This is a genomic window from Saccharothrix longispora, from assembly GCF_031455225.1.
GTDB lineage: Bacteria > Actinomycetota > Actinomycetes > Mycobacteriales > Pseudonocardiaceae > Actinosynnema > Actinosynnema longispora.
This window is the reverse complement of record NZ_JAVDSG010000001.1, coordinates 3,425,247-3,445,922: the sequence shown is the minus strand read 5'-3', so window position 1 is coordinate 3,445,922 and position 20,676 is coordinate 3,425,247. Positions and strand designations below refer to the sequence as shown.

Here is a 20,676-nt window from a genome sequence, read left to right as displayed (position 1 = left end):
TCCGGGGCGAGTCGAGTGTCGCGATCCGGTCGCCCGCGCTCAATCGACTGAACGACTTGTGGTGGAACACCGTGCGTGGGCGTCGGGCGCCGCAAGACTGCGGAGTCGCGGGTGTCGGATTTCGCGCAGGGTGGGAATAAGTTCTTTCACCGGTTGGGACCTGTCGCTCCCGGGTGCGTCCTGGGTACGAAGGAGGAGCCGAAACCTCGCCCGCGTGATCGGAGCCTGCCTGTGACCGCCTCTGCGCCGCACACCTGGTCCACCGCCCCGAGCACCGCCGAGCAGTGGGTGGACCGCGCCCGTGAGGTCGCCGCGCTGCTGGCGGTCGACGCGGTGGCCCGGGACCGGGCCGGGGCCACCCCGCACGCGGAGGTTTCGCTGCTCAAGGACTCGGGCCTGGTCACCCTCCTCGGACCGGTCGAGCACGGAGGCGCGGGCCTGGACTGGAGCACCGCCTACCGGGTGATCCGCGAGGTCGCCGTCGGCGACGGCTCGATCGGCCAGCTGCTGGGCTACCACTACCTGTGGTTCTGGACCGCCCGCCTGGTCGCCACCCCCGAGCAGGTCGCCGCGGTGGAGGAGCGGGCCACCCGGGAGCGGTGGTTCTTCGGCGGAGCGGTCAACCCGCGCGACAGCGACCTGACCATCGTCGACGAGGGCGACGAGATCGTCTTCACCGGGCGCAAGTCCTTCTCCACCGGAGGCAAGGTCTCCGACGTCACCGTCCTGGAAGGCGTGCTGGAGGGCACCGAGGAGCACGTCTTCGCCATCGTGCCCTCCCGCCAGGACGCCATCGTGTTCAACGACGACTGGGACAACCTCGGCCAGCGGCTCACCGAGAGCGGCAGCGTCGAGATCCGGGGCGTGCGCGTCCCGTGGTCCGACGCGGCCGGATACGTGGACAAGCGGTTCCGGCCACGCGTCTACAACACCCTCAACGTGCCGCTGATCCAATTGGTGTTCACCAACTTCTACCTGGGCATCGCGCGCGGCGCCCTGACCGCGGCCGCCGCCTACACCCGCGACCGCACCCGCCCCTGGCCCTTCGCCCACGACGTGAAGGGCACCGCGGTCGAGGAGTTCCACGTCCTCGACACCTACGGCGACCTCCAGGCCAAGCTGTGGGCCGCCGAGGCGCTGGCCGACCGCGCCGCCGGGGTGATCGAGGCGATCAACACCCACCCCGACACCGTCACCGAACGCGAACGCGGCGAAGCCGCCGTCGTCGTCGCCGCGGCCAAGCAGCGCGCCATCGACACCGGCCTGGAGGTCGGCACCCGCGTCTTCGACGTCACCGGGGCCCGGGCCACCGCCAACACCGTCGGCCTGGACATCTTCTGGCGCAACATCCGCACCCACAGCCTGCACGACCCCGTCGCCCACAAGCGCGCCGAGGTCGGCCGCTACGCCCTGCTCGGCGAACTCCCCGAGCCCACCTGGTACACCTGAGCCGGGAACGGCCTTCCGGGCGTCCCACCGGTGGGACGCCCGGCGACCTCCTGACGACGACGCCGCTGAGGTGAGAGGAAGTGGTGCGGCAGCACGGAGTCGGGCGCGCCGAGGGCCTTGGTCCACTGTCGGCCGTCCGACCCGCACACGGTGGTGACCGGGTCGGACCCTGTGTCGGTGGAGAACGCGCCGGGGTGCCGCGCGCACGAGGTCGTCCCACCACCCGGGGACCACGGCGAGCAGGTCGGTCTCGTCGTCCTTGCCGAACCAGGTCACCGCGGCGGCCGGCGGCACCGGGCGGGGGCGATCGCCAACAGCCACGACCGCGCCTCCCGCAGGTACTCGAACCGCGGGAACACCCCGTCGTCGGAACCGTCCGGGAATGGCTGCTCGAACGGCAGGGGTGCGCCGCGGGCGGACCGGCGCACGGCCCCGCGTGGCATCGGGATTGATGCGGGCGAACCGTACGACCCGGCGACGCGATCGACGTGGGCGAGCGTCGCCCGCTCGTCCTCGACCAGTTCGGCGCGCACCGGATCCGCGCCGACGTGCCGGTTCACCCGCTGGTCCTCGACGTCCGACGGCATCACGCACACCACGGTGCCGCCGAACTCGCCCAGCCAGACCTCGGCCGATTCCGGGTGGGACTTCCCGACGAGCGGGATCGCGCACGTGTGGTCGTACACCCGTCGGGGGAAGGGCTGTCCGGCGACGGCCCAGCCGGACCGCGTCCGCGCCTTGGCCGCCGCGACCGGGTCGTCGGGACGAGGCCGCAGGTAGGCCTCCCGCATCGCCACGGGCGCGCGCTGTGACCCGAAGCTGCGGTAGGCCACCATGCCCGAAGATCATGCCCGCACGGCTTCCTGTCAGGTGGCGGAACCGGGCATTTCCTCGATCACCCGGCGCTGTCCCGGGTAACGAACCCGTCGCCCGCGTCGATGCAGCCTACGGCGGCGTCACCACCGGTGGCGGCGTGGTGTGCCGGGAAGCCTGGTCGGCGACGAACCCGACGTCGTCCGCAGGGAGACCTCCGTGAGACACACCGCCCGCGTCCTCGTGGCCGTCCACTCGACGTCCGCGGCGGCGAACCTGGTCTTCGCCGCGCTCTGGTCGAGCCGAGTGCTGGTGTTCACGGGCATGGGATGGCTGCTGGTCGCCTTGCTCGTGAACGCCCACCACGACCAGGACGGACACGAGCAGGTCGCCTCGGGAGCCGGTCGCGAGCCCATCGCCGGTCGGCCCCTCCGGTTGCCGGTTGTCGGCGAACCCTGACGGTGGCGCCCCAGGACGCCACCGCTGAACGTCGCGGTCCTGGGCGCGAAGCTGCTCGACTGGCCAACGACCGCCCGGGACGGTGAGGCCGTTCGTTGCCGACATCCGGCGACGAGCGGGCATCGGGGACGGCCGGGGAGTCACCTTGTCGCGCCGGTACGGGGGGACGAGCATTGGACACAGGCCGAGAGGGTGAAGTCGACGCTCGTACCGGTCGTGAGGAGCCCGTCGTGGATGGTTGGCTGCTGTGGTTGCTGCTGGGTCTGGTGCTGGGCGTGGTGGAGGTGTTCACCCTCACGGCTGCGCTGGGCATCGTCGGTGGTGCCGCTCTGATCACCGCCGGCGCCGCCGCGCTCGGGTTGCCCGCTCCGCTGCAGTTCGCGGTGTTCGCCTTCGCCTCCGTCCTGGGCCTGGTGCTGCTCCGCCCGATGGCCCGTGAGCACCTGGGCAAGCCGCAGTCGGCGCGCTTCGGGATCGACGCCCTGGTGGGCGAGTCCGCTTGCGTGCTGCGCGAGGTCACCCGGAACAGCGGGCTCGTGCGCATCGGCGGCGAGGAGTGGACCGCCCGACCGTTCGACGACAGCCTCGTGATCCCCGAGGGAACCACTGTCGACGTCATGCGGATCAGCGGCAGCACCGCGTTCGTCTACCCGGGGAGTGACTCGTGGAACGCTCAGTCCCGTTGATCGTGGGCGCGGTCATCGCCCTGTTCGCGGTAGCCGTCCTGCTCAAAGCGGTGCGCATCGTGCCGCAGGCCCGGGCGCGCAACGTGGAGCGCCTGGGGCGGTTCCAGCGCACCCTGCAACCCGGGCTGAGCCTGGTGATCCCGTTCATCGACCGGGTGCACCCGGCGATCGACCTGCGCGAGCAGGTGATCTCCTTCCAGCCGCAGCCGGTCATCACCGAGGACAACCTCGTGGTCGAGATCGACTCGGTGCTGTACTTCCAGGTGACCGACGCGCGGGCGGCGTTCTACGAGATCGCCGGCTACCTGCAGGCGGTCGAGCAGTTGACCGTCACCACGTTGCGCAACGTGGTGGGCTCGATGGACCTGGAGAGCACGCTGACCTCCCGGGACACGATCAACAGCCAGTTGCGCGGTGTGCTCGACGACGCCACCGGGCGCTGGGGCCTGCGGGTCAACCGGGTGGAGATCAAGGCCATCGACCCGCCGCGCACCATCAAGGACGCGATGGAGAAGCAGATGCGCGCCGAGCGGGACAAGCGCGCCGCGATCCTCACCGCCGAAGGTCAGCGGCAGTCGCAGATCCTCACCGCCGAAGGCGACAAGCAGGCCGCCATCCTGCGCGCCGAAGGGCAGCGGACGGCCGAGATCCTCAAGGCCGAGGCCCAGGCGCGTGCGATCGACCAGGTGTTCCAGGCGGTGCACCGCAACGACCCCGACCCGAAGCTGCTCGCCTACCAGTACCTGCAAATGCTGCCGCAGCTGGCGCAGGGCCCCGGCAACACGATGTGGGTCATCCCCAGTGAGGTCACCTCCGCCCTGCAGGGGGTCTCGCGCGCGTTCACCGAGGTCCTGCCGAAGGTCGCGGACACCAGCCGGCCCGCCGCCGACGAGGTCGCCTCCAAGGCCACCGACGACGCCAATCGCGCCGCCGAGGCCGCGGTCGAGGCTGTCGCGGTGGCTGAGGCACCCGGCCGGGTGACCGCGCCCGCCTGACCGCGCCCGCCTGACCAGATCCCCGGAAGGGGCGGTCCCACCGGGACCGGTCACCGCACCGGAGCACTGCCGACCGAGGCGTGCTCCGGTGCGCTCGTCTGCGCCGGGCGAGCGGCGGTCCTCAGGACGGCGGCCACCGTCACAGCTGCCACGTCACAGCGGCACTGGCTGGGCGACTGCTCGATCGAAGAAGGCCCGGTTGCCGGGTCCCGGCAACCGGGCATCGTCCGGATCTGCCTGCCGGAGACCTCCGCGCATGCCCCGGCGGCCCCTATCGTGGTTGGTGGAAAGCACATCTCGCACCGATCGGCCCGTCGGCACGACGCCGGGGAACCTCGCGCCGATCGCGGGCAGGACCCGCCGGCCGTCCCACCCCGGCAACCGGAGGCCGGCCATGACGATCGGAGCCGGCGACCATGCCCACGCGCCTCGACGCCACCGACGACCTCCTCGACGGCCGTTCGATCGCCGCCCGTGAGGCGTCGACCCTCAGCGCCGACGTCGTCGACGTGGCCGGCTGCCCCGTCGTGGTACGCGCCACCGGTGAGGTCGACGGCCGTTCCGCACCGGTCCTGGCCGCGGCACTGCGCACGGGCTGCGCCGCCGCCGGCCCGCCGCGACCACTGGTGGTCGACCTGACGGGGCTGCGGTTCTTCTCCGCCGCGGGGGTGAACCTGCTGGTCGCGGCCCGGCGGCGGTGCGACGCGCGACAGGTGCCCCTGCTGCTGGTGGCCACCCACCGCGCCGTGCTCCGGTCCCTCCGTGCGGCCGGGGTGGGAGCGCTGTTCGACGTCCGACCATCGCTCACCGAGGCGATCACCTCGGTGGGCAATACAGCGCCGTGAAGCCGGCGGCTGTGCCCGACATCCCGTGGAAGACCCGAGGACCCCGAGGGGGAATGTGTGACGAAGGCCCGTGAAGCCGGTCTCGGTGCGGTGCGGCGCGTGGTGGGCCCGCTGCGGCGGTTCGCCCACGACGAGGCCGCCGGCGGCGTCGTGCTGCTGCTGGCCGCGGTGGCCGCACTGGTGTGGGCCAACAGCCCCGCGGCAGCCGGCTACGAGGGCTTGTGGCGCTCCTCGCTGACCCTGGGCCCGGTGACCGAAGACCTCCGGCACTGGGTCAACGACGGGTTGATGGTGCTGTTCTTCTTCGTCGTCGGCTTGGAGATCAAGCGCGAGCTGGTGGTGGGCGAGCTGCGGGACCGACGCGCGGCGGCGCTGCCGGCGTTGGCGGCCCTGGGCGGGGTCGTGCTCCCCGCGCTGCTGTTCCTGCTGGTCGTCGGTGGCGGGCCGGAGGCGCGGGGGTGGGGTGTTCCGCTGGCCACCGACATCGCGTTCGCCATGGGCGTGCTGGCGCTGCTGGGATCGCGGGTCCCGGCCGGGGTGAAGCTCTTCCTGTTGTCGGTGGCGATCGTCGACGACATCATCGCGGTGGGGATCATCGCCGTGGCCTACACCGAGGCGCTGGACTTCGGGTGGCTGTTCGCGGCCGCGGGCGGCGTGGCCGCGGTCGCGGTGATGCGCCGGGTGGGTGTCGCCTCGGTCGTGGCCTACGCCCCGGTGGGGCTGTTCGTCTGGTACGCGACGCTGAACTCGGGCGTGCACGCCACGATCGCCGGTGTCCTGCTGGGGTTGATGACCCCGGCTCGGCCGGTGCGCGGACGGGCGGTCCTGGACCGCCTCCAGCACGGGCTGCACCCGATCACCGCGTTCGTGGTGGTGCCGTTGTTCGCCCTCGCCAACGCGGGGGTGGACCTGCGGGGCGGAGCTCTGGGAGAGGCGGTCGGCAGCCGCCTGGCGTGGGCCGTCGTGCTCGGCCTGCTCGTCGGCAAGGTGCTGGGGATCGGCGGCGCGGTGTGGCTGGCGCTGCGACTCCGCGTCGGTGTGCTGCCCACCGGCGTGTCGCCCCGACTGGTCTGGGGCGCGGCGGCGCTGCCGGGATCGGGTTCACCGTCTCGCTGTTCATCACCGACCTCGCCTATGCCGACCCGGCACTGGCCACCCAGGCCAAGGTGGGCATCTTCGCCGCCAGCGCCGCGGCCGCGGCGCTGGGCAGCGCACTGCTGCTCAGGTCGACTCGCCACCGCGAACCCGTCGCCGGCGGGCGGAGGACAGCGGGAGAAGGCACCGACGGTCCTCCGGGTCGGTGATCACCGCGGACACCGCCCTCGCGTCGACCGGCACGGACCTCGTGCGCTCGGCCTGTGCCCCGCCGCCGCGTCCACGCGGGTCGACGACAGCCCTCCGGCCCCCGAGAGCCACAGGTCACGGAGGCCGGAGGGCTTGGGGGAGTGGGTCAGTCGGCGGCGCGGACGACGAGCTTGACGACCGCGTCCGGACGCGAGACCGCCACGGCGTGCGAGGCCCCCTCGACGGTCACGGTGCCGCGTGAGCCGGCCCGGTCGGCCATGAACCCCTGCGCCCGGAGGGGGATGTTCCTGTCGGCACCGGCCAGCAGGAACCACGAGGGGATGCTCGTCCAGGCGGGTGTGCCGGACGCCTCGTCCAGGGCGGCGTCCCGGACGGGGCGCTGGGTGCTCGCCATGAGCGCGGCCTGTCGCGCCGGGACGTCGGCCGCGAACTGCTGCCGGAAGAGCGAGGGCTCGATGTAGAGGTCCGTCGAACCGTCGGGCAGCGGAACCGGCGCCAGCGTCCCGCCCAGGGAGCTGCCGGGGTACTTCGCGGCGAGCTGCCCCGCGGCTTCGCCCTCGGCGGGGGCGAAGGCGGCGACGTACACCAGCGCCTTCACCTTCGGTGAACGTGCCGTCACGTTGGTGATGACGGCGCCGCCGTAGGAGTGGCCGACGAGCACCACGGGTCCGTCGATGCCGGCGAGGCGTGCGTCGAGGGCGTCGGCGTCGGACCGGACCCCGCGCAGCGGGTTGGCCACGGCGACGGCGGTGAAGCCGCGCCGTTGCAGCCGCTCGATGACGGGGTTCCAGCTCGCTCCGTCCGCGAAGGCGCCGTGGACGAGGACGATCGTGGGCTTCTGCCCGCCCGTTGGGCGGTCGGCCACCGCGTTCGACGCGCCGAGGCCGGCGACGACGACGAGCACGACCAGCAGGGCGGTGATGCGTGCGGTGACGCGGTGCGTGAGGGTGCGCATGTCCGGTTCTCAGTCCGCGAGGAAGGCGATCAGGGCGGCGTTGACCTCGGCCGCGTGGGTGAGCAGCAGGCCGTGGGGGGCACCGTCGATCTCGACGTAGCGCGCATCGGGCAGGCGGCGGTGGAACTCGCGGGCGGTGGCGTCGATCGGCAGGATGCGGTCGGCGGTGCCGTGCAGGATCAGCGACGGCACGTCGATGCGCTCCACGTCGGCCCGGAAGTCCGTCAACCACGCCGGGACGCACGCGTACGCCGCCACGGGCGCCGAGCCGATGGCGGTGGTCCAGTTCGCCCGGAGCGCGGCCTCGCTGAGACGGGACCCGAGCGTCTCGTCGGTGTTGAAGAAGTCGACGAAGAAGTTCTCGTACCAGGCGTAGCGGTCGGCCTCGGCCTGCTCGGCGATGCCGTCGAATACCGACTGCGGCACGCCCGCGGGGTTGTCCTCCGCCTGGAGCAGGAACGGCTGGAGCGCGCCGAGGAAAGCCGCCTTCGCCACCCGCTCAGAGCCGTGGGTGCCGAGGTAGCGGGCGACCTCGCCCGAGCCCATCGAGAAGCCGACGAGGACGACGTCACGCAGGTCCAGCCGGGTCAGGACCGTGTCCAGGTCGCCGGCGAAGGTGTCGTAGTCGTAGTCCGTCATGGTCTTGCTCGACCGGCCGAAGCCCCGGCGGTCGTAGGTGATGACGCGGTAGCCGGCCTTGACCAGCGCATCGGTCTGCTTCTCCCACGACTGCCCGTCCAGCGGGTAGCCGTGGATCAGGACGACCGGCTGACCGGAGCCGTGGTCCTCGTAGTACAGCTCGACGTCGGTCGAGCCCTCGGTGCCGACGGTGATGGTTCCCATGGTGTGCCTTCCCTCCCGTCCGCCGTGCGCGGACCGGGCATGGCACGAACCTAGGGAGCGGACGGGACCGGCCGCGTCCGTCAGACTACGTCTTCGGCGTACGTCATCGTGCCGCGCAGCACCGCGGCGAGCTCGCCGCGGGACGTCACGCCCAGCTTGGGGAACATCCGCTGGAGGTGGGTGCTCACGGTCCTGGGCGAGACGTACAGCCGCTCGCCGATCTCCCGGTTCGTCAGCCCCTGCGCGGCGAGCTGGGCGACGTGCAGCTCGGTCGACGTGAGCCGGTCGACGGCGGCCGGGTCCCGGCGGGGGGAGGACGTGCCCGCGGCGCGCAGTTCCTGGCGCGCCCGCTCCGCCCAGGCCGCCGCGCCGAGCGCGTCGAAGACCTCGCGCGCGGCCTGCAGGACGACGCGGGACTCGGCGGGCCGCCGGTGCCGCCGCAACCACGCGCCCAGGGCGAGGTGCACCCGCGCCCGCTCGAACGGCCAGTCGACGGGAACGGCGACGAGGGCCGCCCGGTAGAGCGGCTCGGCGGCGTCCGGTGGGCTGAGCAGGGCGCGGCCGAGCCGCAGCCCGCAGAGCAGGGCGGGGGAGGGGGTCTGCTCTTCGAGCGGGGCCAGCTCCTCCAGCACCTCCCGCGCCGCGTCCGCGGACTCGCTGCGCACGGCCGCCTCGACCAGCTCGGCGACCCCGTAGAAGCGCAGCCAGGGGTGGAAAGCGGGGTCGGCCGGGTCGAAGACGCGGTGCAGGTGCCCGAAGGCGTCGCCGTAGCGCCCCTGGCAGAGGGCCGCCTGCCCGCGGGCCATCTGCACGATGGCCAGCGCCGGGCGCGCGCCGCCGGGGAGGGCCGTGCGCTCCGCCTCCGCCGCCCACGCCTCCGCCCGCGGGTCGCCGCAGACGGCGGCGAGCTGTGCGCGGATGGCGTGCACCATCGCGTGCACGAGGGGCTGACCGGTCTCGCGGGCCAGCTCGGCGGCCTCCTCGGCGGCGAGGTGACCGGCGCGCACGTCACCGAGCCGTGCGGCGCTCCCCGCCTGGACGCACAGGGCGCGGGCCAGCATCGACAGACGGCCCCGCGCCCGCAGCGCGTCCAGCGACCTCGCCGCCAGCCGGCCCGCCAGGGCGGGAGCACCCACCGTCACCGCGGCGCCGCCCAGGAGTTGGTCGCCCTCGGCGTCCTCGGACGAACGCTCCAGCTGACCGGCCAGGGACGCGAGGACGGCTCGCCCGCGTTCGACCGGCGCGCAGTACGCCCGCAAGGCCACCAGGTCGGCGTTGTCCGCGTCCACGGGCATCCGGTCGACGGCGGCGGCGACCCGCCGGCGGGCGGCCGGCCCCGGCTCTCCCCAGAAGCAGTGCAGGACCGCGCCCCACAGCATGCGCAGCCCCAGCACGGGTTCGCCACCGGCGGCGATCCCGACGGCCAGCTCGGCCAGCTCGGCGGTCGCGGTGCCCTCGCCCCGCGCCGATCCCTCGACCAGGGCGATGCCGACCCAGGCCGCACGGCCCTGGTCCCGGACCGAGAGGTCCAGCGAGCGCGCCCGGGACAGCAGGTGGGCCGCGACGTCGCACTGGCCCGACTCCAGGGCGAGTTCGGCCGCGCGCAGCAGCCGGTCCGCGCGGGCGGACGGGTCCGCGGTCAGCTCCGCCGCCCGCCGCAACGCGGCCAGGGCCGCGGCGACACCGCCCCGCCGCAGGGCCCTGTCGGCGGTGGAGTCCAGGTCCCGCGCCGCGTGCTCGTCGGGGCCGGCGGTGGCGGCGGCGCGGTGCCACGCCTGCCGGTCGGGCTGCCCGTGGAGCCCGGCGGCGAGGGCGGCGTGCGCGGCCTGCCGTTCCGCGGCGGTCGCGGCGTGGTGCATCGCCGAGCGGACGAGCGGGTGCCGGAAGACCATCCCCCACGGCTCGACCAGGCCCGCGTCGACCGCCGGTCCGAGGGCGGCGACGTCGACCGCCGTCCCGAGCATCCGGGCGGCGGCGGCGAGGCACTCGTCCATCGTCCCGTCACCGTTGAGGGCCGCGAGGAGGAGGACCGCCCGGGTGTCGACCGGAAGGCGGGAGACGCGCGCCGTGAAGGTCCGCTCCAGCCGCTCGGTCAACGGCAGCGGTCCCGGCGTGAGCGCGTACGCCCCACCGACCGACCGCAGCGCGACCGGCAGCTCGGTCAACGCCAGGGGGTTCCCGGCCGCTTCCTCCAGCAGCCGCCGCCTGACCTGCTGCCCCAGGTCGGGGGCCACCGCGTCCAGCAGCTCACCCGACACCTCGTCCGTCAGCGGGTCCAGGTGCAGCACGGGCAGCCCGGCACCTCCGAGCCGGTCGTCGAGGCCGCGGGTGACGGCGACCAGGGCGAGGGGGTCGGACTCGATCCGGCGCGCGACGAACCCGAGCACGTCCAGGCTGGCCCGGTCCACCCAGTGGGCGTCCTCGACGACCACCAGCAGCGGTGCCTTCACCGCCGCGTCCGACAGCAGGGTCAGCGCGGCCAGGCCGACGAGGTAGAGGTCGGGCACGGCCTCGTCGACGAGGCCGACGGCCGCGCGCAGCGCGGCGCGTTGCGGTCCGGGCAGGTCGTCGACCCCGTCCCGCAGCTGGTGGACCAGCTGGTGCAGGCCGGCGCAGGGCACGTCCTCCTCCGACTCCACCCCCACCGCCGTGATCACCCGGGTCCCGCGGCCCGCGGCCCGCGCCGCCGCCTCGGCGACCAGCGCCGACTTGCCGATCCCGGGGGCACCGAGGACGACCACCGCGCCGCCCGACCCGGAAGCGGCCTGCTCGACCAGGGCGGCCAGCGCGAGGCGCTCCGTCTCGCGACCCAGCAGCGCCCGTCGTCGCATGCCGCGCTCCGTCTCCTCCGTGCGACTCCCCACTGCCCGCGAGGTGCCACGTCCTCCTCCGACCGGCCGACACCCGGCGGTGACTCCCGTGAACCGGCCGGGGGCCGGGCCGGGGCGTCAGCCGCACCACGGCACGCGCGCCGCTTCGCGGAAAGCGAGGGCTCCGGCGCCTGCGGACATATTTGAGCACTCGTCGGGACGTCCCACGGGCTCGTCGCCCGCGAAGGTGGTGCGCTTCACACGGTCCCCTCGACACGCAGGTGCGGTGCGGTGCTCGCCGCCGCCGGTCACCGCGCGAAGGAGGTGACGGGGCGCTCCCGGTGGCAGCGCCCCGTCCCGTCAGAAGGAGTTGCCGAACGCGCTGGACAGGTATTCGCGCGCGTCGCGCAGGGCCCCGTCGATGATGCGGGCCGCCTCCCGCGCCTGCTCCGGCTCGTGCGCGGCCTGCACCTGCAACCGGAAGCGCGAGGCGCCGGTCGGGGTGACGGGGAACTCGACCATGAAGGCGAGCACCCCGCGGTCGAACAGCAGGCGGTTGACCGTGCGGGCGAGCTTCTCGTTGCCGATGAGGACCGGCACGATCGGGCTCGGCGAGCCCATGCAGGTCAACCCGCGCGTCGTCAGCTCGTCGCGCAGGGCGTGGATGGCGGAGAACAGCCGCCCGCGCAGGGCGTCGCCCTCGTCGGTGCGGATGATCTGGGCCGCCTTGAGGACCACGGCGGTCTGCATGGGGGACAGGGCGTTGGAGAAGAAGTGGGACGCGGCGAACATCTTGACGTACTGCTTCACCGCGGGTGACTTCGTCGCGACGAAGCCGCCGTTGGAGGCGAAGGTCTTGGAGAAAGCGCCCATGACCAGGTCCACCTTGCCCAGCATGTCCTGCATGCCCAGGACGCCGGTGCCGCCGGGGCCCATCGAGCCGAGGTCGTGGGCCACGTCGACCAGCAGGGTCGCGTCGTGGGCGTGGCAGACCTCCTGCAGGGCGGCGACGTCCGGCCAGTCGGCGTCCACCGAGAACAGGCCGTCGGTGATGACCATGATGCCGTTGTGGGTGTCGGTGGCGCGGATGCGGGCCAGGTGGCCGCGCACGGCCTCGACGTCGAGGTGGGTGTAGCGGGTGATGTTCCTGGTCGCCGCGCGCGCCCCCGTCTGCAGGCACGAGTGGGCGAGCCGGTCGATGAGGACGTGGTCCTCCTGGCGGACCAGGCCGGTGACGGCGCCGAAGCCCGCCGACCACCCGTTCGAGAACAGCGTCACGTGCTCCAGGCCGACCAGCGCCCCGAGGGCGGCCTCCAGCTCGTCGGAGATGCGGGTGTTGCCCAGCACCATCGGCGACCCGGCGCTGTGCGGGCCGAAGTCGCGCATCGCCCTGACCGCCGCCTCGCGGACCTCCGGGTGGGCGTTGAACGACAGGTAGTCCTGGGAGTTGAAGTTGATGCCCCGGGCGGGTTTGCTCAGGTCGTTGGTGATGGTCGCGACACCACCGGGCGCCGCCTCCAGGAGCCGGGAGTACTGCCAGGTCTCCGTGCGCCTGCGCGCCTCCACCCAGCCGTGGAACTCCTCGGTCCGATCGAGCAGGTTGGTCCCGACGGGGCGGAAGAAGTCGTAGGCGTTCTTGTCGAGCGCGTAGTCCTCGTCCGGGTCGATCGCCGGCGCGGACGTCGTCGCCGGTTCCCACATCGGTTCCAGGTCGGCCCGGATCGCCGGGAAGTCCTCGCCGAAGAAGCGGACCACCTCGTCCTCGGCGCGGGCGTCCAGTTCCTCCAGGTCCTCCCACGGGATGTGGGTCGCCCAGTTCCGCAGCATGTCCGACACCTCGCGCGCGGCAGCGGCGACCGCCTTGGCCGCGGTGACCGGGTCGGTGCCGGCGGCGTCGGCCGCGGCGATGAGCGAGGCGACGACCTCGCCGTCCTCGCGCTCCCGCACCGGGGTGCCGGTCATCGGGCCACCTCCGCTCCCACGCGCAGGAACGGGTTCCGCTGGTGCTCGCGGTAGGTCGCCTCGAAGTCGGCGAACGCGCCGTGGTCGCGCGAGGACTCCTTGGCCGTGTCGTTGAGCAGGAACACGTTGGACGGGTCGAAGAACTCCGAGACCGGCGCCACGTCGACGTGGGTGGCGATGAAGCGGTCGATCTCGGCCTGGTTGCCGCGCAGGATCGCGAACAGCTGCAACTCGTCGTGCCGCAGCGGCTTCATCTCCGCGAGCGTGCACACGTAGTCGTAGTAGGCCGCGGCGGTCTGGCTGCGGCGCTTGGCGGCGTACCCGGCCATGGCGGTGTCCCGGTCGGTCTCGCCGCCGAGCCACCGGCCGACCGCTTCCGCGGCCAGTTCGGCGTCGCGCAGGGCGTGGGTGATCCCGAGCGCAGTGCACTGGTCCTTGAACGACCCGGCGTCACCCACCAGCAGCCAGCCGGGCCCGTGCAACCGCCTCAGGAAGGCGGCCTGGTCGAGCGTCCCGTAGAAGCGCTCCTCCCGTCGCGCCCGTGCCACGGTGTCCGCCGCCTCCTCGCTGATCAGCCCGAGCGCGCGGTGGAAGTTGCCCTCGACATCGGCCCGGAACCCCGCGGCCCACTCGCTCGGCCCCCACGTCAACACCATGGTCTGCCCGTGGTTGGTCGAGGCCATCGCCATCCCGAGCCTGCCCTGCCGGTGGATCTGCGCCTCGCAGTCGGGGATGCCGCTGAAGTAGCTCCAGTAGGCGTAGGTGCACCGCGGTCGCTCGTCGGACTTCGCGATCCCCAGGGCGCGCGCGACGAAGGAGTTGCGCCCGTCGGCCCCGATCACGACCTGCGCGTGCTCGACCGTGCCGTCCCGGCCCTTGATGCCGACGACGGTCCCGTCCTCGTCCCGCAGGAGCTCCTTGACGGTGTACCCCTCGCGGAACTCCACACCGGCCCGCACGGCGTTGTCGACCAGCATCCCGTCCAGCACGTGCCGGCGGACCGAGAAGTACTCCGTGGTGATCCCGCTGTCGTCGTCGTGCAGCAACCGGAACTGGTTGCGCAGCAGTTCTTCGGGGATGCCGCCGCGCAAGGCGATCCCATTGTTCACCACAGTGACCCGGGTGTGCGCGGGCGTCACGGCCCGCACCTGGTCCAATACCCCTAATCGGTTCAGGTAGGAAGCGCCGTGCGGCCAGATGAAATGCGTGGACAGCACATCGCTGGGAAATCGCGAACGGTCCACCACCAACACCCGGAGGCCTTGTCGGGCGAGGTGCGTGCCGACCGCCGCCCCGGCGCACCGAGCACCTATCACAATAGCGTTGTACATGCGATCATCCAACAGCACCGGTGTGTCCTGTACAGGGCCGAATGGTCGAGCATTCGCCTTTGTTCGCGAACCCGAACTTTCCCGGAAAGGGAGGTGGAATGAGACGTGTGACCTTTGCGCAGGGTTGCGCCCGGAACTTTCCGCTGCTTTGGCGGGATGCGCTCCGCCCGAAGGGCCGTCGTCGTCGCAGCCCCGGTGGGCACCGGCCTCGCCGGGCGGGGTTCGCGGCCCGCGTCGATGCCGACGAGACCGTTGGGTCGACCAGGCGACACCCGTGGCGCGTTCCGTCAGGTCGACGACGCGGACCTGATCCTCGTCCGCGGGGCACCGGCGTTTCGGACGACAAAGGCGGAGCGGGCGCTCTCGACCGCATGTGGCGGGTAAGCCGGTGGCGGCGATCGGCCCACCACCGCCTCGTCCGGGCGAGAAGCCTGCGACCGGTTGGCATCGCCCGGCCGGGCGAGCCGGTGAGCGGCGCTCGGAACACCCTGGCGTCGGAAATGGCCGCACGACACCCGAACCGGGGGAATTCATTTACCGTGCAGAGTCCGTGTTGAGCCGAAAGGCGCAGTTGTCCGCCGCCGATCAGCAACGCCGTCGAGTCGATTCAGGTCATGCGGAGCTTGCCGGGACAGTTCCCCGGCGCTACACTCCGAACCGCCGCCGAATATGATTCGTGCACCTCGTACCATCTTGCCGCCGCCCTTGCATCACGAATGAAGGGTAGGAACTTGCGCATTCGTCTCCTGGGTATTCGCGTGATCGCGGTGCTCATCGCCCTGTGGTCCACCACCGCCCTGGCCGGCGTCGCGGTCGCCGATGCGCCGCAGGACGGAAACCAGTTGTTCAACCCGAACTCCGGCTTGTGTTTGAGTGTTTCCAACGGCAGTGTCGACCCCGGTAGCCGGACGGAGATCTGGAACTGCCTCGGCAGTCCGTCCCAGCTCTGGGAGCTGAACAGCAAGGGGCAGCTCCTCAACCCGAATTCGGCGTTGTGCCTCAACACGGTCGGCTACGGGACCAAGTTGAGCACGCGCACGGAAATCTGGGTGTGCAACGACAAGGTGGCGCTCTGGAAGTTCGACGGCGTGAACCTGGTGCACGCGCAATCCGGCCTGTGCCTCAACGTGGTGGGCTCGGACATCAAACCGGGCGCACCGACCGAACTCTGGTACTGCCCCGACACCCCGTCCACGAAGTGGCAGTGGTGGAAGCAGTAGTACCGGCCATCCGGCCCGGCGCGGCGGACCGCCGCGCCGGGCCGGAACGGCGTTTCCGCAGGTTGTCCGACCGGTGCCGAGGAGATCGGATCGGCCACGGCGCCTGGAGTCGGCAGGACGTGTGAGGGCCGCTCCAGGCCGTCACCTGCCGTGACCATCGTGTCGGGCGAATTGCCGCCGGTGGGCTGCGCCGGATGCGGGCAGTGGCGCTATCTCGCCGGTGTGACCGCGGTCGACGCGTACGAGTCGCCCTCGGAGATCGACAGGACCCCGCCGACCGCCGGCCGCCCGCCGGCGAGGTCGCGCACCCAGGACGAACCGCGGCGGAACGCGACCGGTGGTCGGGCCGCGCGATCGAGTTCTCCGGTGAGGTCCCGCACCACGGGGTGCCCACCGGGCGTGGAACAGCTCGGACCGTTCCGCTGTCGCGGCACCGGCCGCGAGGTCTCCGGTAGCGCGGGTTCCTCGGTTGCCGACCCGTCCACCGGAGACCTCGCCAGGCTCCGGCCACCGGCCGTCGCCGGTCACCTCACCCGTGGACCACGACTAGTCGAGGAAGTAGCCCATGTTCGCCTCGGTGATCTGGCCCTCGCAGTTCGCGTCGTAGGACTCCATGTGGTCGGCGTTGTTCCGCACGATGCAGCGGTAGATCGGGTGGCTGCCGGCGATCGGGATGTCGTAGGCGTAGCCGAGCAGGCCGATGAACGCATGGCCTTCGCAGTTCACGTCGAACGCGGTGAAGGAGTCCCAGTTGTTGTACTTGCAGCGGTACAGCGGGTGCGTGCCCGGGGTCCAGGTGGTCGAGAGCCTGCCGAGGGCCTGCTCGAACACGTAGCCCGAGGGGGCGCCGGTGACCGACGTGAGGTGGTCGCCGGGCACGCCGACGTAGCGGGTCGCCGTGACGGTCGCCGGGAAGCTGGGCAGCCTCCCGGTGTGGGCCAGGCGGTTCGGCGAGCCCTCGCCCGGGTTGGTGATCTTGTTCGGTGTCGCGGCGGCGACGAGCGAGGCGTGCACGTCCGCCGGCGGGGCGGCGGGGCGGGCGGACAGGTAGAGCGCCGCGACCCCCGCGACGTGCGGGGCGGCCATCGAGGTCCCGTCGGAGGTGGCGGTGGCGGTGTCGCTGGTGTGCCACGACGACTTGATGTTCACGCCGGGGGCGAAGATGTCGGTGCACCTGCCGTAGTTGGAGAACGACGCCCGTGCGTCGGTGATCGTCGAGGCGTTGACCGTGATCGCCTCGCGCACGAGCGCCGGGCTGTAGCGGCACGCGTCGTCGTCGGAGTTGCCGGACGCGATGGTGTACGTGACCCCGGAGGCGATGGAGTTGCGCACGGCCGTCTCCAGGGGCGCGGTGGCCGCGGAGGCGAGGGCGCCGAGGCTCATGTTCGCGATCGCCGGCTTGACCGCGTTCGCGGTCACCCACTCGACGCCGCTGATCACCTGGGCGAACGTGCCGGAGCCCGTGCAGCCGAGCACGCGCACGGCGACCAGTCGCACGTACTTGGCGACGCCGTACTGGCTGCCGCCGACGGTGCCCGCCACGTGCGTGCCGTGCCCGTTGCAGTCGGTGTTGCTGCCGTCCACGGCGTCGTAGCCCCACGAGGCCCGGCCGCCGAACGTCGAGTGGGTGGTCCGGATGCCGGTGTCGATGACGTACGCCCGCACGGAGTTCGAGAACATGCGGTAGTTGAACGCCGAGTTCAGCGGCAGGTCGTTCTGGTCGATCCGGTCGAGCCCCCACGATGGCGGGTTCAGCTGCGTGTCGGTCGCCTGGACCAGGCCGTTCTGGCTGACCGACCGCACGGCCGGGTCCGCGGCCAGTCTTCGCGCTTCTCTCTCGTCGGCGTTCACGGCGAAGCCGCGTAAGGCGTGCCGCCACGTGGCGGTGACCGTGCCGCCGTGCTTGGCGGTGAGGTCGGCGGCCTGGGCGCCCACCTCGTCCTTCAGCACGACCAGGTACTGCCCCGGCACGGCCGTGCCGGCGGCGGCGAGCTGGATGTCGCCCTCCGCCGCGACCGCGGCCGGCGCGCCGGCCAGGAGACCGGCGGTGAGCGCCACGGCGCCCAACATCCCGTGCACCGCACGAGTTCTGCCCTTCATCGAAACCTCCGCAGGGTCAAGGTTAGGTCACTGAGCGTGACATGCCTGCGGTGGTTCCGATCAGGATTGCTTCGGCAGTCCGAAGGTCCTCGGTGTGTGGCTGTCCGCGCGGCGGCGACCGGAGGGCCGCCACGGGTCGTCGTTGTCGGTGGGCGCGCCCCGGTGCGACCGCCGGCGCCATTCGACTCGCTGACGAATTTCCGCCCGGGTGTATTTTCCGCCGTGCTCGCTCATCCTCCCCGTGAGATGCCGGGAAGGAGTCATCGCGGATGAGCGCAGCGAACTCGGGGAGCGGCTGGTCGACCCGTTGGCGATCGTCGGAGCGATCCGGACCGACGGACCGTCGGGTCACGTGCTGCCGATGTCGTCGGAACGGCCTGAACTCTGCTTTTCTTCGGTGTGGGTAAGCCTGGCCGGGCGGCCCGCACCCGGCTCCGCTGTGCGTCGAGGGCTCTGCGTCCCCTCCCGGGGCTGTCGCGGGAGCGGCTCCGGCGTTGATCGCTGATCAACGACTCGTACGAGCGGTGGAGCATCGACGACCCGTTCCGGCGGAAGTCGCACGAGTCGGCGTCGAGCGCCGAACAGCGGTGGGCGACCGGATGGCCTGCGATCCTGCCGCCGATCGGCGGGCATGATACGCCAGTACGCTACATCGTGCAATCAAACGGCGGAGTCGCTGGTATTGTCGCTTGTTTCCGGACCGGAACTGGGGTAAGGGTTCGGCGCGCTGTCGGTGATCCCGGCCACGACGCAGGACCGGGCCGCCGTGCTCGCCTTCCCCTGCGCGCACGACCGCACGATCGCACGTAGGCACCGGAGCCGGTTCCTCCTACATTCGGTCCGGTGGAACCGACGATCTCGCACAGCATCGACGTGGCCGCGGCACCGGGTGTGGTGTGGGCGCTGGTGAGCGACCTGCCCCGGATGGGCCGCTTCAGCCCGGAGAACCTCGGCGGTCGCTGGCTGCACGGGGCCACCGGGCCCGCGGTCGGCGTCAAGCTCCGCGGCTTCAACCACAACGGCGCCAAGCGGTGGTCGACCACGGCCCGGATCGTGGCCTGCGAGCCGGAACGGCTGCTGACCTTCGACGTGCGGTCGCCCTTGCTGGTCCGGGTGTCGCGGTGGTCGTACGTGATCACGCCGACCCGGCACGGGTGCGTGCTGACGGAGAACTGGTACCGGGTGGGCAACAGGTTCGTCCGCCGGTTCCTGGGCCCCCGCGTCACCGGGCGCCAGGACCGGCCCGGCTACAACGTCGAGTCGATCAAGCACACCCTGGCCGCGGTCAAGGCGCACGCCGAGTCGGTCGGGGACGTGGGGCCGGAGCGGCGGGCCTCCACGACGAACGCGCCGTGACCGGCGGGTCGTGCGGTCTCGGCGGCAGCGGGGGCGGGTCGGGCACGGGGCCCGACCCGCGTCGCCCGACGGTCAGCACACCCGGTGCAGCCAGCCGTCCACGTCCGGCACCCGGCCGTGCTGGAGGTCCACCAGGGCCTTGCGCAGGGTGCCGGTCACCGGGCCCATCTCCCCGTCGCCCACGGTGAAGTCGCCGTCCACGTCGCGCACCTGCCCGACGGGCGTGACGACCGCCGCCGTGCCGCACGCGAACACCTCGGTGATCTCGCCGGCCTCGCACTCGGCCCGCCACTGGTCGACCGACACCGGCTGCTCGGCCACGCGGTAGCCCAGGCGGTCGGCCATCCGCATCAGCGAGTCGCGGGTGACGCCCGGCAGGAGCGTCCCGGTGAGCGGCGTCGTGAACACCTCCGCGCCGGGCCCGGAGCCGCGCACGAAGAACAGGTTCATGCCGCCCATCTCCTCGACCCAGCGGCGCTCCGCCTGGTCGAGCCACACGACCTGCTGGCAGCCCGCCTCCTGCGCCCTGCGCTGCGCCACGAACGACGGCCCGTAGTTCGCCGCGCACTTCACGTCGCCCGTGCCGCCGGGCATGGCCCGGGCCTGGTCGCGCGACACCAGCACCGACACCGGGCGCACCACGTCGCCGAAGAAGCCCCCCGCGACGAACGCCATCACCAGGAACAGGTACTCCTCCGACGGCCGCAGCATCAGGTTCGCGTCCGTGCCGAACATCAGCGGGCGCAGGTAGAGGCTGTGGTCGGGGTGGTCGGACAGCTCGCCGTGGTCGGCGGCGACGAGCCGGTCCACGCCGTCCACGTAGAGGTGCTCGGGCAGTTCCGGCATGGCCAGCCGGGCGGCCGACCGGTTGAAGCGGCGCGCGTTCTCCCAGGGCCGGAACACCGCGACCGACCCGTCCTGCTGCCGGAACGCCTTCATGCCCTCGAAGATGACCTGCCCGTAGTGCAGGCCCAGGGTCGCCGGGTGCAGCGACAGGTTCTCCATCGGCAGCAGGTCGCCGTCGTGCCAGCCCAGCTCGGGGGTGTACCGCAGGCTGTACAGGTGGGGGGTGAACGCGGCGCCGTGGCCGGGGGACTTCGGGGACGTGGCGGCGGTCGACTTGTCCAGCAGGGAGGTCATGGCGGGCTCCAAACGGGGGGAGGTGGGCGGGATCAGACGAGGGGGGCGAAGAAGAACGTCTCGCGCTTGCTGAAGCGGCCGTCGGCGGCGAGGGTGAAGAAGTCGGCGTAGCGCAGGCTGGTCCGCGTGCCGTCGCGCAGCACGCCCTCGAACGACCCGCGCACGGCGATCTGGTCGCCCTCCAGCACCACGGACTCGACGCGGTGCTCGCCCGCCTTGATCACCCGCTGGTGCGTGTAGAAGTGCGACATGCCGTCCTGGCCGGCCACCGGCGGGTAGCCGGGGCGGTGGTAGGTGGTGTCCTCGGTGAACATGGCGACGAGCGCGGGCACGTCGTCGCTGTCGACGAACCGGTAGAAGTCGTGGACGAGGGCGGCTTCGCGGGTCAGGGCAGTGGTCATGGCACT

General features: G+C 72.4%; 16 protein-coding genes and 1 pseudogene. 8 read left to right on the top strand and 9 right to left on the bottom strand.

Translation table 11 applies throughout. The features are described 5' to 3' along the window. Nucleotides 1-231 precede the first annotated feature (231 nt). Nucleotides 232-1,449 (top strand): acyl-CoA dehydrogenase family protein, encoded by a 1,218-nt coding sequence (locus J2S66_RS14010; RefSeq protein WP_310307447.1) that lies wholly within the window; start codon nt 232-234, stop codon nt 1,447-1,449. A 272-nt stretch (nt 1,450-1,721) separates the two neighbouring features. Here the strand turns inward: J2S66_RS14010 and J2S66_RS14005 are convergent, their stop codons facing one another. Beyond that, on the bottom strand, nt 1,722-2,285 hold the full coding sequence (locus J2S66_RS14005; protein WP_310307446.1) for a hypothetical protein: 564 nt from the start codon (nt 2,283-2,285) through the stop codon (nt 1,722-1,724). 196 nt (nt 2,286-2,481) lie between these two features. On the opposite strand from J2S66_RS14005, the gene J2S66_RS14000 reads away from it, so the two are divergent. The 5 genes and pseudogenes from J2S66_RS14000 to nhaA all read left to right on the top strand — a co-directional run bounded on the left by J2S66_RS14000 (nt 2,482) and on the right by nhaA (nt 6,551). Next, a complete protein-coding gene (locus J2S66_RS14000) occupies nt 2,482-2,721 on the top strand; it encodes a hypothetical protein (protein WP_310307445.1) in 240 nt (79 codons plus the stop codon). A gap of 230 nt (nt 2,722-2,951) precedes the next feature. Beyond that, nucleotides 2,952-3,407, top strand: coding sequence for an NfeD family protein (locus J2S66_RS13995; RefSeq protein WP_310307444.1), 456 nt, complete (start codon nt 2,952-2,954; stop codon nt 3,405-3,407). Then, nucleotides 3,386-4,402 carry an SPFH domain-containing protein gene (locus J2S66_RS13990; protein WP_310307443.1) on the top strand — a complete coding sequence of 339 codons (1,017 nt, stop codon included), beginning with the start codon at nt 3,386-3,388 and terminating at the stop codon, nt 4,400-4,402. Before J2S66_RS13995 ends, J2S66_RS13990 begins: the two co-directional genes overlap by 22 nt. A 416-nt stretch (nt 4,403-4,818) precedes the next feature. Continuing rightward, nucleotides 4,819-5,247 (top strand): anti-sigma factor antagonist, encoded by a 429-nt coding sequence (locus tag J2S66_RS13985; protein WP_310307442.1) that lies wholly within the window; start codon nt 4,819-4,821, stop codon nt 5,245-5,247. A 57-nt stretch (nt 5,248-5,304) separates the two neighbouring features. Beyond that, nucleotides 5,305-6,551: pseudogene (gene nhaA, locus J2S66_RS13980) on the top strand (Na+/H+ antiporter NhaA). A 146-nt stretch (nt 6,552-6,697) separates the two neighbouring features. Here nhaA and J2S66_RS13975 read toward each other — a convergent pair. The 5 genes from J2S66_RS13975 to J2S66_RS13955 form a co-directional block, all read right to left on the bottom strand. Beyond that, a complete protein-coding gene (locus J2S66_RS13975; RefSeq protein WP_310307440.1) occupies nt 6,698-7,507 on the bottom strand; it encodes an alpha/beta fold hydrolase in 810 nt (269 codons plus the stop codon). Between the two features lie 9 nt (nt 7,508-7,516). Then, on the bottom strand, nt 7,517-8,350 hold the full coding sequence (locus J2S66_RS13970; protein WP_310307439.1) for an alpha/beta fold hydrolase: 834 nt from the start codon (nt 8,348-8,350) through the stop codon (nt 7,517-7,519). 80 nt (nt 8,351-8,430) lie between these two features. Next, nucleotides 8,431-11,181, bottom strand: coding sequence for an ATP-binding protein (locus J2S66_RS13965; protein ID WP_310307438.1), 2,751 nt, complete (start codon nt 11,179-11,181; stop codon nt 8,431-8,433). A gap of 339 nt (nt 11,182-11,520) precedes the next feature. Next, on the bottom strand, nt 11,521-13,122 hold the full coding sequence (locus J2S66_RS13960) for an aminotransferase class I/II-fold pyridoxal phosphate-dependent enzyme (protein ID WP_310307437.1): 1,602 nt from the start codon (nt 13,120-13,122) through the stop codon (nt 11,521-11,523). Then, on the bottom strand, nt 13,119-14,453 hold the full coding sequence (locus J2S66_RS13955; RefSeq protein WP_310314787.1) for an NAD(P)/FAD-dependent oxidoreductase: 1,335 nt from the start codon (nt 14,451-14,453) through the stop codon (nt 13,119-13,121). The genes J2S66_RS13960 and J2S66_RS13955 overlap by 4 nt, the downstream gene beginning before the upstream one ends. Nucleotides 14,454-15,211: 758 nt before the next feature. Here J2S66_RS13955 and J2S66_RS13950 point away from each other — a divergent pair. Then, entirely contained in the window at nt 15,212-15,673 is a 462-nt protein-coding gene (locus J2S66_RS13950; protein ID WP_310307436.1) for an RICIN domain-containing protein, read from the top strand. A 546-nt stretch (nt 15,674-16,219) separates the two neighbouring features. Here J2S66_RS13950 and J2S66_RS13945 read toward each other — a convergent pair. Continuing rightward, nucleotides 16,220-17,773 carry a S8 family peptidase gene (locus J2S66_RS13945; RefSeq protein ID WP_310307435.1) on the bottom strand — a complete coding sequence of 518 codons (1,554 nt, stop codon included), beginning with the start codon at nt 17,771-17,773 and terminating at the stop codon, nt 16,220-16,222. Nucleotides 17,774-18,616: 843 nt separating this feature from the next. Between J2S66_RS13945 and J2S66_RS13940 the strand changes: the two genes are divergently transcribed. Next, nucleotides 18,617-19,129 (top strand): SRPBCC family protein, encoded by a 513-nt coding sequence (locus tag J2S66_RS13940; RefSeq protein WP_310307434.1) that lies wholly within the window; start codon nt 18,617-18,619, stop codon nt 19,127-19,129. Between the two features lie 72 nt (nt 19,130-19,201). Here J2S66_RS13940 and J2S66_RS13935 read toward each other — a convergent pair whose 3' ends face one another. Together J2S66_RS13935 and J2S66_RS13930 are read right to left on the bottom strand one after the other, a co-directional pair. After that, nucleotides 19,202-20,269 carry a branched-chain amino acid aminotransferase gene (locus J2S66_RS13935; protein WP_310307433.1) on the bottom strand — a complete coding sequence of 356 codons (1,068 nt, stop codon included), beginning with the start codon at nt 20,267-20,269 and terminating at the stop codon, nt 19,202-19,204. A gap of 32 nt (nt 20,270-20,301) precedes the next feature. After that, on the bottom strand, nt 20,302-20,670 hold the full coding sequence (locus J2S66_RS13930; protein WP_310307432.1) for a nuclear transport factor 2 family protein: 369 nt from the start codon (nt 20,668-20,670) through the stop codon (nt 20,302-20,304). Nucleotides 20,671-20,676 lie beyond the last annotated feature (6 nt).